We start from the raw sequence: 14915 nt of genomic DNA, 5'->3' as shown, positions 1-14915 counted from the left end.
ATATGAGATTTGGGTTAATTATTAATATGTTTTACTTCATTGCCATTACAGCGGTTGTGATGGCATGCCAACCTAAGACAGAATTTGATAGAGTAAAGGAAAAGGAGCTGGCTTCTGGCAAGGTAGTGGAAGAGCTTTTTTTGGATCTTAAATTCGGGATGGATAGAAAAGAGTTTTTTGGGACTTGCTGGGAATGGAATAAAAAAGGTGTTCTGACCAACGGTTCTCATTACCTTCAGGTGTTGTATAAACCTGAAGTGCCATCTGGCAAAGAAGTCAACATGCATTTCTATCCTGCATTCGAAGAGGGCAGACTTTTTTTTATGCCGATTGAATTCAGTTATCCGGGATGGTTTCCAGGAAATGAAGAATTTGAAGTAGATAGATTGATGGAGGATGTTGTAGGCCTGATGGAAACTTGGTATGGAGACTCATTTTTTGAAGTAAGCAATAAAAACAAGTCCGTCAAGGCCATGGTCAGTGTAGAAGGAAACAGGTTGATTAGGATTTTTAAAAAGAGTATGACTTCTGTACGGGTTGAAATGCTAGATTTGAGGGTGAAGGATATTTCGGACATGATCAAAATGGAAGATGAGGCTTAAGAGTTTAGGATATATATTCATATTTGTAGTAGCTGTTACTTCCTTTTCTTGTGCTGAGAAAAAAAAGGAACAGAAAGACACCCTTTTTCAAAAAATTGACTCGTCTTATTCAGGAGTGGATTTTAGAAATGACCTGGAATTTGATGAGAAGTTCAACATTTTCACCTATAGAAATTTTTACAATGGGGGAGGAGTAGCCTTGGGTGATGTCAATAATGATGGGCTTTTGGATATTTACCTTACTTCCAATATGGGGGAAAATAAGCTTTATCTCAACGAAGGAGATTTCAAATTCAGAGATGTCACCAAGGAGGCTGGTGTGGCTGGTACCCGTGCTTGGAGCACGGGAGTTGCCATGGCCGATATCAATGGAGATGGCTTGTTGGATATTTACGTCTGCAATTCAGGCGATATCAAAGGTGATAATAAGCAGAACGAGTTATTTATCAACAACGGAGACGGAACTTTCACCGAAATGGCCGAGCAATATGGTCTTGCTGACCAGGGCTTTTCTACGCATGCAGTATTTTTTGATTTCGACAATGATGGAGACTTGGATGTTTATCTGCTCAATAATAGTTATCAGGCAATTGGGAGTTTCAATAAAATGCAGAACGAAAGGCCGAGAAGAGACCCTGTTGGTGGAGATAAGCTTTTCAGGAACGATGGAGATAAGTTTACCGACGTGTCTGAAGAGGCTGGGATCTATGGCTCGATAATCGGATTTGGTTTGGGGATCACGATTGGCGATGTCAATAGAGACGGTTGGATGGATATTTTTATTTCAAATGATTTCTTTGAAAGGGACTACCTGTATATCAACAATCAGGATGGCACCTTTTCTGAATCTCTCACAGATTATATGCGTTCGACTTCCGCCGCTTCCATGGGAGCAGATATTGCAGACATTAACAATGACGGCTATCTCGATATTTTTGTGACTGAGATGCTTCCTGAGCCACCTGAGAGATTGAAACAGATTACCACCTTCGAATCTTGGGATAAATTTCAGTTCAATGTAGAGCATGGCTATCATTATCAATACACCCGGAATATGCTCCATATTAACAATGGAGATGGCACTTACAGCGATATGGGTAGAATGGCCAATGTGGAGGCCACTGATTGGTCATGGGCAGCCTTGATGTTTGATATGGATAATGATGGCCTCAAGGATATTTTTGTAGCCAATGGTATTTACCAAGACCTGACTGACTTGGATTACCTCAATTTTATTGACAATGAAGAGACCAAAAGGGCTATCATCTCACAGGATGGTGTGGATTATCGGAAGTTGATTGATCCCATGCCTGTCAATCCAGTGTCAAATTATGCCTACAAAAACAAAGGCGATTTAATCTTTGAAAATGTGATCCATGAATGGGGCTTGGGTGATCCTATCCACTCTAATGGTTCCGCTTACGGCGACTTGAATAATGACGGAACCATGGACTTGGTGGTCAACAATGTCAACAATGAGGTGCTTATCTTCAAAAATAGAACCTTGGAATTTCTTCCGGAAAACAATTACCTCAAAGTAGTTCTGGAAGGAAAAGGTGGCAATACGGCTGCGATTGGTGCTCAAGTAAGGTTGTTGGTTGATGACAAGGAATTTTACTTGGAACAAATGCCAAACAGGGGTTTTCAGTCTTCTGTTGACCCAAGGTTGAATTTTGGGCTGGGTCAGATAGACACAATTGATGAAATCCAAGTAAGATGGCCTGATGGAAAGATCAATATATTGAAAGATATCAGCAGCAATCAAACACTGACCTTGAAATGGGATGATGCTGAGGATGCTCCTGAAGATTTTCATTTTTTCAAAAAACCTGAAGGGAAGATTTTCGAGAAAATAGAAGCTTCATCAATATTGGAATATACGCACAAAGAAAATCAGGCTGTTGATTTTGATAGAGACAGACTGACCTATCATATGCTATCCACCGAGGGACCTAAGGCTGTTTGGGGTGATGTCAATGGCAACGGCTTGCAGGATTTGTATCTGGGTGGAGCGAAAGGTTTCCCCGGGCAATTGTTTTTGCAGGTTTCTGAAGGGCAATTCAAAGCTTCACCACAGGAAGCATTCAGGTCGGACAGGATTTCAGAAGATACCCATGGTGTGTTTTTTGATGCCAATGGCAATGGGCACTTAGATCTATTTGTGACTTCGGGAGGAAATGAATCCGGTTTTGGGGCCTTGGACTTGGCAGACAGGCTTTATCTCAACGATGGTCGTGGAAATTTTTCAAAATCAGAGGACAGCGGTTTGGGCAGTTTTCGTCACAGCAGCAAAGTGGTCAAAGTCATGGATATTGACGGAGACGGGGACTTGGATCTTTTTGTTGGAGCAAGGGTGATTCCTTTTCTTTATGGTGTCAACGCGAGCAGTATGATCTTGCTCAATGATGGAAACGGGAAGTTTACCGACGGTACAGAACAATTTGCTCCTGACCTGAAAGAGATAGGTATGGTCACTGATGCTGTCTTGGTGGATTATGATGGAGATGGTGTAGAAGACTTGATTTTGGTGGGGGAATGGATGGCTCCAACCATTTTGCGCAATACAGGTGGGCAATTCGAAAAACTTGAAATGCCTGAGCTTGATGATTTCAAAGGCTGGTATCAGGCCATTGCGGTGGGAGATTTCAATGGAGATGGAAAGCCTGATTTTGTGTTGGGAAATCATGGGTTAAACAGTCGATTTAAGCCGACTACTGAACGACCTATTCGGATGTTTGTCAATGATTTCGATCAAAATGGCTCAGTTGAGCATTTGTTTGTACAAAAGGAAGGCAGCCGTCATATACCCTTTACGCTGAAGCACCAATTAGAAATGCAGGTGCCTTCTATCAAGAAGAGATTCTTGAAATACAGCACTTACAACAACAAGTACATGGAGGATATTTTCACCCCTACTGAATTGAGAAATGCAGTGATGCAGGAATTGAATTTCAGGGAATCAGCCATTATGTTGAATAAAGGAGAGGGTAAATTTGAGATCAAACCATTGCCAAGAATGGCACAACGGTCATGGATCTACAGTATTTTGGTGACGGATGTGAATGGAGATGGGATTGAGGACCTGATTTTAGGAGGAAATCTGAAAGGAGCCAAACCTGAGGTTGGGCAGTATGATGGCAGCTATGGCGAAGTCTTGATCGGGAATGGAGATGGAACCTTCAATTATTTACCCAATAAGCAACATGGACTGCAATTGCACGGAGATATAAGAGACCTTCACTTGGTCAAAAGAAATGACAAAAATCTTTTGATGGTGATCAAAAACAATGACGCCGTAGAATTTTGGACGTTCTGAGTTTTTAACATTAATGAGATATACAGAAATGAGGAAGTTTGGAATATGTGTTTTTTTGATCACAATTGCTTGCTTTTCCTGTGCTCCGGACTCCCGGGAAGACACCCTATTTGAGCTTCTCTCTTCGGATGAGACGGGTATTGACTTTCGAAATGACCTCACGTCATCTGATAGCCTGAATATCATTGAGTACCTCTATTTCTACAATGGCGGCGGTGTGGCTCTAGGGGACATCAACAATGATGGTCTGGTTGATATTTACTTTACATCCAATCAGGGAGAAAACAAGCTGTACCTCAACAAGGGTGATTTCCAGTTTGAAGACATTACACAATCTGCCGGTGTAAACGGTGCTGGAGGTTGGTCTACAGGGGTGACCATGGCGGATGTCAACGGGGATGGATTGTTGGATATTTATGTCTGCCAAGTAGGAGACTACAAAGGCTTGGAAGGTAAAAATCGTCTTTATATCAATAACGGTGACCTTACATTTACCGAAGAAGCCGAAAAATATGGGATTGACTTTGTTGGGTTTTCCACGCATGCCTTATTTTTTGATTATGATCAGGATGGGGATTTGGACCTTTATTTATTGAATCATTCTATCAAAAAACCCGAAGTTTTTTCCCATGCAGACACCAAGTTTACTTCAGTAGATGAAAAAGGAGGAGACAGGCTATACAAAAACCTACTAAGTGAAGGCGTAGAAAAAATGGAGGATGTCACACTGGAAGCTGGCATACTTTCCAGTAGCTTGGGTTTTGGATTGGGAGTGGGTATTGCTGACGTTAATCAAGACGGTTGGTTGGATATTTATGTGTCTAACGATTTTACGGAAGACGATTACCTGTACATCAATCAGGGTGATGGGACTTTTGTGGAATCGCTCAAAGATTATATCGCCAGCACCAGCCGCTACAGCATGGGGAATGATTTGTCTGACATCAATTTGGATGGGTTGCCTGATATATTTACCACAGATATGCTTCCTGAAGACCCTGAGATTTGGATGAAATCCGTTGGAGAGGACAAACAGGAAGTCTTTGATGTGAAAAAGAGAATGGGTTATGGTGACCAGTATGTACGCAACCACCTGCAATTGAACCGCGGTAATGGTAAATTCAGTGACATCGCCTTGTTGACCAATACTTTTGCCACAGACTGGAGTTGGTCACCTTTGATTTTTGACATGGACAATGATGGTTTTCCTGATATTCATGTGACCAATGGCATTGTCAAAAGACCCAATGACCTGGATTTTATTCAATACAGTCAGGAACCTTCGCCAGGATTATCTGAAAAGGAAATCCAACAGAAACAGGTGGACATGTTGCCTACCATGAAGCTGCCCAATTATGCCTTCAGGCAATCTTCCAAATTGCAATTTGAAAATGTTGCTGCCCAATGGGGGCTTGACCAAGTTTCCTATTCCAATGGTTCCGCATATGCTGATTTGGATAATGATGGAGATCTGGATTTGGTGATCAATAACCTCGACCAAGAAGCTTTTATTTATAGAAATTGGAGTTCTGAAAAATCAGAAAATGCATTTTTCCAGGTAGAACTTAAAGGAGATACCCAAAATGTGTTTGGTATAGGTGCCCAAGTTTGGATATATGCTAATGGTGATGTTTATCATCAAACTTTGAGTACCTCTAGGGGATTTCAGTCCGGTGGATCGACAGTTTTGACATTCGGATTGGGTGAAAAAGAAAAGGTGGATTCCGTACTTGTCAGCTGGGCTGTAGATCAGACAGAGAATTTTGGGAGTTTCGATGCCAACCAAAAACTAGAACTTCAAAAAGGGAAGGGTAAGACTACCTTATTCCCCAAGAAGTCTTTTTCTTCACCTGTTCTTTCTATAGCTGAGGTTGATTTGGATTGGAAGCATGAAGAGAATATAGCATTTGACGAATTTAGAAGGGAATACCTTATGCCCAGAAGGTATGGAACAGAAGGTCCGGCATTGGCCGTAGGTGATGTAAATGGGGATGGTTTAGATGATTTGTTTTTGGGTGGCGCCAAAGGACAAGCTTCTTCGGTTTTCTTTCAAAATCAGGATGGTAGCTTCAGCAAGCAGGATATGCCTGTTTTTGAACAACTCAAAATGGCAGAAGATGTGGTTGCTGTCTTGGAAGATTTGAATGGAGATGGCTATCCGGATCTGTATGTAGGAAGTGGAGGCAATGAATTTAAGACAGGAGAGATTTTTAATTTTGATCGGGTATTTATCAACGACGGTAAAGGGGGTTTTTCATTTGCCATGAATGCCCTTCCTCCGATTGGAGAAAACACCTCTACGGTAGCTCTACATGATATCAACGGAGATGGCTACCCAGACATTTTTGTGGGTGCTTCTTCAGTGACGGGAGATTATGGGGCGAGTCCGAAGTCTTATTTGCTGGTCAATGATGGTAAAGGGAGGTTTACTGACATGACCGAAAAGTATTTCGGGAAAGACATCTCATTTGGCATGATTCAAAAAGCCATATGGGCAGACCTTACAGTAGATGGCGAAAAAGAATTGGTATTGGCAGGGGAGTGGAATCCACTTCAGATTTACAAGCAAAACAGAGAAGGGCATTTTGAAAGGCTTTGGGAAAAAGAATTGGGCGCTTTCGCAGGTTGGTACACAGGTTTGCGCTTGATAGAATCGGACTCTGGTCAACAATTGCTTTTGGGGAACTTAGGTTTGAATTCCAAATTGAAAGCGAGTGAGGAAAATCCTGTGTACCTGTACCACCATGATTTTGATAATAATGGCCAAAATGAGCCTGTAATCTTCCATTATATGAGTGGTTACCTGGTCCCTTTTGCTAGTAGAGACGATTTGATGCGCCAGTTGCCAGGGATCAAGCGGGTGCATATAGATTACAAAGCTTACAGTCAGGTCAAGACTCCAGAGGATTTGTTTGAAAAGTCTGTCTTAGCGGAGGCCAATAAATTGGTCTTTAACCATCAAGAATCCGGTATGTTGAGTTTTGAAAAAAATGGTCCTAGTCGGTTTTTCCCATTCCCTTTAGAAGCCCAATTCAGTCCGATCAGGGATTTTATTATTTTTGATGATGAAAACGGTAGGCAATTGATCCTGTCACTTGGTAATTTTTTTGGATTCAGAACAGATTTGGGAAATGCTTCTGCCCAACCCCTTACACTGATGGAAGTCACTGAGAAAGGGATAGAAAAAATACTTTTGGACTTCCCCTCTGATGCATTTTGGGGAGAATATAGACAATGTCAGGTCATAACCATCAAAGGAGAAAAACACATCGTTGCCTTGAGGAATAATGATAGCCCGGTATTTTTAAAGGTCAATTGATTTCCTGTATAGAAAAATATAGTATTCATGGATATTGATAGATATTAAGTTCCGTCTCAATGTTTGTTTTGAGATTTAGGCATTGCGGTATAATTCCGTACGAGCATAAAATATTTATTTCAGTGTAGAGATAATATCAGTAAATATCCAAGCTGCTGACGGCAGGTAAGTATCAATGAATATCGAATTGAATAAAATAAATGTGTCATCTATTTAGTTTTAGCATTGAAGATACGCATAATGAATATTATGTATAACTGCTTTAATACCAGTAGTATCTAAATAATTGAATTAACCTGTGATTTCGAACCAAGAATAAATATAAAATATCTATTAGTATCTCTTCGCCATAAAACCCTCGTTTAATTGATTAGTGGCATAATTGCGGATAATCATAATAAATATTTCATTAGATTTGAGAACCAAGCACCTTATCTCTCGTGTTTTTGACTGACTAAGAGGGATTTATTATCTTTGAAGAACAATACCCAATAACAAACACGCATGAAAAGAGTACTTAACAACCTGATGCTGTCTGTATTAGCTATACTTGTCTTGATGGCTTGTCAGGAAAATAAAGATTACCATGAGGTAATCACTGACGGATCTTACCAGACAGCAGCTCAAATCAGGCTGACCAATGTGATTATACATGATATTTTCTCTCCGCCTGTAGCGAGTAGAATATATGCTTATCCATCGATAGCTGCTTATGAAGTCGCTGTAATGGCAGATCCTCAGTATAAAACCCTCATGGGTCAGTTAAATGATTTTGAGAAAAAGGAGTTTGAGGTTCATGAAGAAGTGTATTTCCCATTGGCTTCGTTGGCGGCATACTATAAAGTGGCTACAGCCCTTATTTTTTCAGAAGACATGATGACTGATCACAGAGATATGGCTTATGAGGAAATTCGCAAAAAGGGAGTTCCTAAGAGAATATTTGATCTTTCTGTGGCTTTTGGCGAAGAGGTAGCGGATCATGTAATTGAATATTCTAAGAAGGATACCTACCATCAAAGCCGGTCCTATGAAAAATACACTGTAAGCAACAATCCGAATACATGGCAGCCTACGCCTCCAGCATATATGGAGGGAATAGAGCCACACTGGAATAAAATCAGGCCTTTCGTGTTGGATTCTGCGGCACAGTTTAAATCGGAACCGCCTACTGAGTTTTCAGCAGATCCCAACTCTGTTTTTTTTAGAGAAGCTGAGGAAGTATTCAAAGTGGTAAAAGATATCACCGAGGACCAAAAAGATATCGCATACTTCTGGGATTGCAACCCATACAAAGTGAATGTCAAGGGGCACGTGATGTTTGCAGAGAAAAAAATCACTCCAGGGGGACATTGGATGGGAATAGCAGCCATTGCTGCCAAAACAGCTGAGCTTGATTGGAAAGGAACTACTGAAGCCTTGGCATTAACAGGTATAGCGCTTTTTGATGGATTTATAGCTTGTTGGGATGAGAAATACAGGTCTGTATTGATCCGCCCTGAAACTTATATCAACAAATACATCGACGAAGATTGGTTGCCGCTATTGCAGACTCCACCATTTCCTGAGTACACATCAGGGCATAGTGTGATTTCCAATGCCGCGGCAGAAACCCTAACCAAAGTTTTTGGAGAGCCGTTTCATTTTGTGGACTCTACCGAAGTAGCCTATGGTTTGCCGATCAGAGAATTTGATTCTTTTAGAGGAGCAGCAGATGAGGCAGCTATCAGTAGACTTTATGGTGGGATTCATTACATGCCGGCCATCGTAAATGGAGCAAGTAAAGGGCAGAAAGTCGGACATCATTTGCTTGGAAGGGTAAATACCAAATCTGAAAATTTAGCGGAGAATTGATTTAAAAGATTAATTTTGGCTTTCATTAAACAAAGCTTATGGAATTGCTCCTACAATATTTCCCCGACCTTACTGAAGATCAAATTGATAAATTCAAAAAACTTGAAGAGCTCTACACCGAATGGAACGAGAAGATCAATGTGATCAGCCGTAAAGATGTGGAGCATTTCTATGAAAGGCATGTCTTACATTCTTTGGGAATTGCCAAAGTGTTACAGTTTGAGCCTGGAACTAAGATTTTGGATATTGGCACAGGTGGAGGTTTTCCGGGGATTCCTTTGGCTATACTTTTTCCCGAATGTCATTTCCACTTGGTTGATTCCATTGGTAAAAAAATCACAGTGGTGAAGGATATTGCCCGCCAATTGAAGTTGAGCAATGTGGAGGCACAACAGGCGAGGGCTGAGACTTTGGTCAGGAGATATGATTTTGTGGTCAGTAGGGCAGTTACCAGGTTCGCCAATTTTATTCCTTGGGTAAAAAATAAGTTTCGTAAAGAAGACATCAACGAGATGCAAAACGGGCTTTTATTGTTGAAAGGTGGTGATGTAGATGAAGAGATGGAAGAAAGGAATGTTGGATACATTACCTACCATTTAGAAGATTATTTCAAAGAGGACTTCTTCGAAACCAAAAAAGTGGTTTATGTGCCTTGGGAGGGCAAGAGGTGATTCTTTGGGGAATACGGAATACAACCAGCTTACAATGATTCTCTTAAGCCTTCAAACTTTTCTGGGAAATACCCCGCAAAAGCATCGGTAATGGTTCCTTTCTCATCAAGTATAAAAAAACTTGGATAGCCTGAAACACCATATAACGCTGCCAATTCATCAGAACTCAGGAGAACTGTGAAAGGAATATTTACCTTCTCCACGTACATTTGCATCCTTTCCAGACTGTCAACAGGATTGATGTAAAATACCTCCACATCAGATGCAAAAGAAAAATCAGCCTTATTGAAATGATCCAATGCATGTTTGCAAAAACCGCAATTGATCATGGAAAAGTCTAAGAGGACTCTTTTTCCTCTGTAATCTTTGAGATTGACTTTATTTCCTTCCAAATCTGAAAGTAAAAAATCAGGAGCATTTTTGCCGGGCTGCAATAGTTTTCTGTTTGACTTCTTTTTGTCATTTGTTGCAGTCACATATCCTTGATGAAGGTTGATTTCCAAGGCCCTAGGATTATCAAAAAACTCCTGCTTATCGAACCAGGCATCAATAAATTGCTTGGGTTTATCATCGTGAAACAAAAGGTGCCTTATGAGCGCTATCTGTGCATTGGCAGGGTTGATGAGGACCTGATTTTCCGAATACACCTTGGTTTCTTCAAATACTTTATCCAGCAAAACCTTATAAAAAAGCCGGTAAGTTTTGTTCTGTATTGCCGTATCGCCTTTATAGAGCAAGTCTCCATTTTTCAATATTTTCAATGGGGAAAAGGTAAGCTGCATATTAGACATCAGTCTATCAGGACTTTTTCTGAGGGTGTCAGCATCCAGCATTTGTACTGTGCTGTCTTTATGAATGTATAGCGTGAGGGTGTTATCCTGATAGATACTAGTACTTCTGGCACTTGTTCCTATGAAATTGTAGTCCAGTAATTCATTGGGGTGTTTTTCAAATTGCAATTCATATCGAAAAGTATCCACTTCATCAAACATAGGATGTGGCCATATCAAAGTGGTATTGTAACTATAAGCCATGGATGAGAAATATTTTTCTTGACTCCGCTGCAATAGCTCTTCCGGACTTTCAGGTTTCGAGCAAGCAGATAGTAATGAGATAAAAACTACAAAAAGGGATACACGGTCAAAATTCGACATCACTGATCAGGTTAGTTCTTCTAAGTTAATAAAAAAAACAGTTTTAAAAGTGGGGTTGTTTTGGTGGTAAATTATCTTTTCTTTTGAAAATATCCATTGATATAAATGTCTGGTTAGAGATTTACATTAAACCAGCATTTTTTAAGATTAAAATAATCTGTTCCTTAGATAAATTTCCGAGTTGACTTTTGTCATAAATGTGGACTAGAAAAATTTCGTTGTCTGTATTTATCAAGAAGGTTATCACTCTCGCACCTCCGGATTTATCCTTGCCTTTTGAAGAAATAGCCATCCGTATTTTAAAAAGATTATGGCCTAGAGGGATACCGATTGTTGGTTTTTCTTTAAGTATTTCAATAAGTCGGCTTAAGTCATTTTTTAGTGACGGGTATTTTTTTGCAAGCCTCTTAAAAAGCTTTTTAAACTCTGGAGTAGGAATTACATTAAAACTCATTGAGAAAGTCTTCTGCGCTTTGTTTCTCCAACTTACCCTCTTGCATCAACTTTACTTGCCTGAGGCTGATTTGAAGCTCTTCCAAGGTCTTTCCATCAATTTCTTCAATCTCGACATAGTCTAAAGTCTTGACAAACTCAAGAAATGTTTTGAACTTGTTGCTGTCTATATTTAAAGTCAATTGTTTCATTTTCAAAGAATTATATTTCTATTTAGCACATTAGTAATTTTTATACTTGATATATTATCGAAATTATCTAAATAAAGGTTCAATATCAATAGTGGGTTCCAAGCTGAAAGATTTTTACCTCAATTCCAATATCCAACTTTCGAGAGGCTTTAAATCAACTCTAACCCTTGCAGTTCTGTTTTCCACGATTAATGTAGCTTTATTTTCTTTGTAAAGCTGCTCCTCCAAAGTGTAATCACCATCTTGCAAGCCCCACTTGCTAATCAGGTCTTTGGGGAGTTGGAGTTCAAAACCGAAGCTTTCGCTTGTATCAAAATTGCTGATGATGAGCAATCTTTGTCCTTTGCCCCATCTGGCAAATGAAAATACCCGATCGTTGTACCATTCTGTGTTTTCCCGGTTATAGGAATGGATTTCCAGGTATTCTCCACCCAATGCAGGGCTGTAAAGTGTCAAATTCAACAAGCGCTTGTAAAAATCCCTTAGTTCTTTTTCTTCCTCTGAAAGTCTGCCTCCATCAAATTTACCATCATTCACCCATCTTTGGTGATGTGGGACGCCTATGTAATCGAAAATTGAAGTACGGCTCGGGCTGCCAAAACCTGCATCCTCAGCCCCAGGTTCACCCACTTCTTGCCCAAAATATACCATCATTGGAGCAGTGTCTATGGTGGCGGATACGACTGCGGCAGGTTTGCCTTTTTTGGCATTTCCGGCAAACTCAGGACTTGCAATCCGCTGTTCGTCGTGGTTTTCCAAAAAGTGCAGCATGTGTTTATTGATATCAGAAAGTCCACTTTGAATAGGGATGAGGTTATCGGTAGAACCTTTACCCTGCATGATGTTTTTGAGCGTGTCGTACAATTCAACCTTGTCATAGAGGTAATCCATTTTTCCCAAATGGATATAGTCTCTGTAAGCTTGTGGATTGTAAATTTCAGCGAGTAGAAATGCCTCTGGGTTTTCTTTTTTGATAGCAGAATTCATGTAAGACCAAAATTCCACGGGAACCATTTCAGCCATGTCGAAGCGGAATCCATCAACTCCTTTTTTCGTCCAAAAAAGTGCAATGTCCCTGAATTTTTTCCATGAATCAGGGACATCCTTGTTTTCCCAAAATTCATAATGGGCCTGATAATCTTGCTCCGCAAATTCTCCGGGAAGGAGTGGGAAATCTTTGGTTCCATCCGGTTTGACGCCATAATTGACCTTTACTGTCTCATACCAATCATGAAAATGAGGTTGTGCTTCTCTGGATCCATTTCCTGTCCATTTGGCTGGTGATTCGTCAAATTTACCATCTGCCAATGGATGCTCTTCCCCACCTAATGGTTTATATCCATCCATAGGTTCGGGTACTTTGAAGTCTTTGCCTGGGATGTAATAGAAGTTATTGTCTCTTTTGTACTCCACAGACGTATCGTCTTCAGCACCAAAATCACTAATTCCTTCAGGATTGTTTTTACCCACATACTTTCTTGCCACATGGTTGGGCACGATATCTATGATGACTTTCATGCCATGTTTATGGGTTCGGGCAATCAATGCTTCAAATTCCTCCATGCGCTTTGCTGGGTCTTCAGCCAGATCTGGATTGACCTGGTAGTAATCTTTGACAGCATAGGGTGAACCTGCCCTTCCCTTGACTACATCTGGGTCATCATTTGAAATTCCATATGCAGTATAATCTCTGATCACAGCATGATGTGGCACGCCTGTGTACCAGATATGGCTTATGCCTAAGGCTTTGATTTCTTCCAAAGCTTTATCCGTAAAATCATTGAACTTACCCACTCCATTTTCTTCCAAAGTGCCCCATGGTTGGTTATTGTCGTTGGTGTTCCCAAAAAGTCGGGTAAAAACCTGGTATACTACTATCTTATGTTGCTCCTTCATGGCAAGTTCTTCAAGGTTTTGTGATTGTTCACGTTGACAGGAAAAGATGCACACACCTGCCGAAATTATTGCAAGGGAAAGTAAAAGCCTTTTTCTCATAGGGCTAAAGTACATAATTCGGCTTGTTGTTGGGTATATTTTGAAGCTAAAAAAGCTGTCAAATTTTATGCAAACGATTGACTTATTCATCAGTCCTCCGGCGGTACAACCGGAATTTGATACATATATGCTTTGCGATATAAATTGATATATTCCTTCGGCGATATAAAAATCTAACACTGCGCTACCCACTTCTCTCATTGTTTTACTCGTTTTTGAGCAGCGGTTGAAATCAATTGATGGTTAAGGTGATGCGTTATCCCGCGGTACAACCGCGTGACAACGCTACTCCAAAAACTTTAAACTTTTTTTACGTTGTGATGGAAATCAATTGATGGTTAAGGTGATGCGTTATCCGAAGGTTGCACCTTCGGATTTTTGAGTCAAGAGCTTGTAGCTCGATAATACATGAGTTAAAAACTCAATACTTATCAGTCCCGCGGTACAACCGCGTGACAACGTATCTTTCAGCGCAAATTCGGTTTTTTTTGAGCAGCTGGGAAAATCATTTGCTGGTAAAGCTGGTGCGTTATCCGAAGGTTGCACCTTCGGATTCTTGAGTCAAGAGCTTGTAGCTCTTTTTTTAATGATTGTTTGATTTCATTCTATATTTAGCTAAATTTCTTTTAGTTTTTAACTTTTTAACCGATGAATAAACCTTTTAAAATTAACGATCAAAACGAAGTTCAATTTTTGACTTTTACAGTCATTGATTGGATAGATGTTTTTACTAGGAAAGATTACAAAATTGATATAGTTGATAGTCTTAATTTCTGTATCAAAAACAAGGGTTTGGAAGTTTATGGTTGGTGCCTGATGTCAAATCACCTGCATTTGATTTGCAGAGCAGCAGAACCAGGCAAACTGAGTGATATAATTAGAGATTTTAAAAGATTCACAGCCAGAATTATTTTAAAAAGTCTTCAAGATGAATCCATTGAATCCAGAAGAAAATGGATTTTGAATCAAATGAAATTTAGAGGAAACATCCTCCAAAGAGTTGAGGAATATAAGTTTTGGAAAGATGGCTATCATGGGATTAGCATTACTTCTTCAAAATTTTTAGAACAGAAACTGGATTACATCCATCAAAATCCTGTTAGGGCTTTGATTGTAGAAGAAGCTGAACATTACATTTACAGTTCTGCCAGGGATTATGCGGGGAAGAAGGGATTGGTGGATGTTTTGCTATATTGATTTTGAAGTGCTGGAGTTAAAAACTCAATACTTATCAGTCCCGCGGTACAACCGCGTGACAACGCATCTTTCAGCGCAAATTTGTTTTTTTTAAGAAGCTATTTAAATCAATTGATGGTTAAGGTGGTGCGTTATCCGAAGGTTGGACCTTCGGATTCTTGAGTCA

General features: G+C 40.1%; 10 protein-coding genes. 6 read left to right on the top strand and 4 right to left on the bottom strand.

Annotated features, from left to right (window positions below; translation table 11 throughout):
* Positions 1-26: 26 nt before the first annotated feature.
* The 5 genes from CLW00_RS06200 (at position 27) to rsmG (ending at position 9759) form a co-directional block, all read left to right on the top strand.
* Positions 27-602 carry a hypothetical protein gene (locus tag CLW00_RS06200; RefSeq protein WP_106132797.1) on the top strand — a complete coding sequence of 192 codons (576 nt, stop codon included), beginning with the start codon at positions 27-29 and terminating at the stop codon, positions 600-602.
* Positions 592-3918 (top strand): VCBS repeat-containing protein, encoded by a 3327-nt coding sequence (locus CLW00_RS06195; protein WP_106132796.1) that lies wholly within the window; start codon positions 592-594, stop codon positions 3916-3918. Before CLW00_RS06200 ends, CLW00_RS06195 begins: the two co-directional genes overlap by 11 nt.
* Positions 3919-3931: 13 nt before the next feature.
* Positions 3932-7237 carry a VCBS repeat-containing protein gene (locus tag CLW00_RS06190; protein WP_245917183.1) on the top strand — a complete coding sequence of 1102 codons (3306 nt, stop codon included), beginning with the start codon at positions 3932-3934 and terminating at the stop codon, positions 7235-7237.
* A 504-nt stretch (positions 7238-7741) separates the two neighbouring features.
* Positions 7742-9088 (top strand): vanadium-dependent haloperoxidase, encoded by a 1347-nt coding sequence (locus CLW00_RS06185; RefSeq protein WP_106132795.1) that lies wholly within the window; start codon positions 7742-7744, stop codon positions 9086-9088.
* Positions 9089-9126: 38 nt separating this feature from the next.
* Positions 9127-9759 carry a 16S rRNA (guanine(527)-N(7))-methyltransferase RsmG gene (gene rsmG / locus CLW00_RS06180; protein WP_106132794.1) on the top strand — a complete coding sequence of 211 codons (633 nt, stop codon included), beginning with the start codon at positions 9127-9129 and terminating at the stop codon, positions 9757-9759.
* Positions 9760-9788: 29 nt separating this feature from the next.
* Here the strand turns inward: rsmG and CLW00_RS06175 are convergent, their stop codons facing one another.
* The 4 genes from CLW00_RS06175 to CLW00_RS06160 form a co-directional block, all read right to left on the bottom strand.
* Entirely contained in the window at positions 9789-10913 is a 1125-nt protein-coding gene (locus tag CLW00_RS06175; protein WP_106132793.1) for a peroxiredoxin family protein, read from the bottom strand.
* A gap of 121 nt (positions 10914-11034) precedes the next feature.
* Positions 11035-11367 (bottom strand): type II toxin-antitoxin system RelE/ParE family toxin, encoded by a 333-nt coding sequence (locus tag CLW00_RS06170; RefSeq protein WP_106132792.1) that lies wholly within the window; start codon positions 11365-11367, stop codon positions 11035-11037.
* Positions 11357-11557 carry a hypothetical protein gene (locus CLW00_RS06165; protein WP_106132791.1) on the bottom strand — a complete coding sequence of 67 codons (201 nt, stop codon included), beginning with the start codon at positions 11555-11557 and terminating at the stop codon, positions 11357-11359. Before CLW00_RS06165 ends, CLW00_RS06170 begins: the two co-directional genes overlap by 11 nt.
* Positions 11558-11671: 114 nt before the next feature.
* Positions 11672-13552: an alpha-amylase family glycosyl hydrolase gene (locus CLW00_RS06160; RefSeq protein ID WP_106133068.1), complete on the bottom strand. Its 1881-nt coding sequence runs from the start codon at positions 13550-13552 to the stop codon at positions 11672-11674.
* A gap of 648 nt (positions 13553-14200) precedes the next feature.
* Here CLW00_RS06160 and CLW00_RS06155 point away from each other — a divergent pair.
* Positions 14201-14749 (top strand): REP-associated tyrosine transposase, encoded by a 549-nt coding sequence (locus tag CLW00_RS06155; protein ID WP_106132790.1) that lies wholly within the window; start codon positions 14201-14203, stop codon positions 14747-14749.
* The last annotated feature ends 166 nt before the right edge of the window (positions 14750-14915 follow it).

The organism is Mongoliibacter ruber, assembly GCF_003003005.1.
GTDB classification, from domain to species: Bacteria; Bacteroidota; Bacteroidia; order Cytophagales; family Cyclobacteriaceae; genus Mongoliibacter; species Mongoliibacter ruber.
This window is presented reverse-complemented; position numbering and strand designations above follow the sequence as displayed.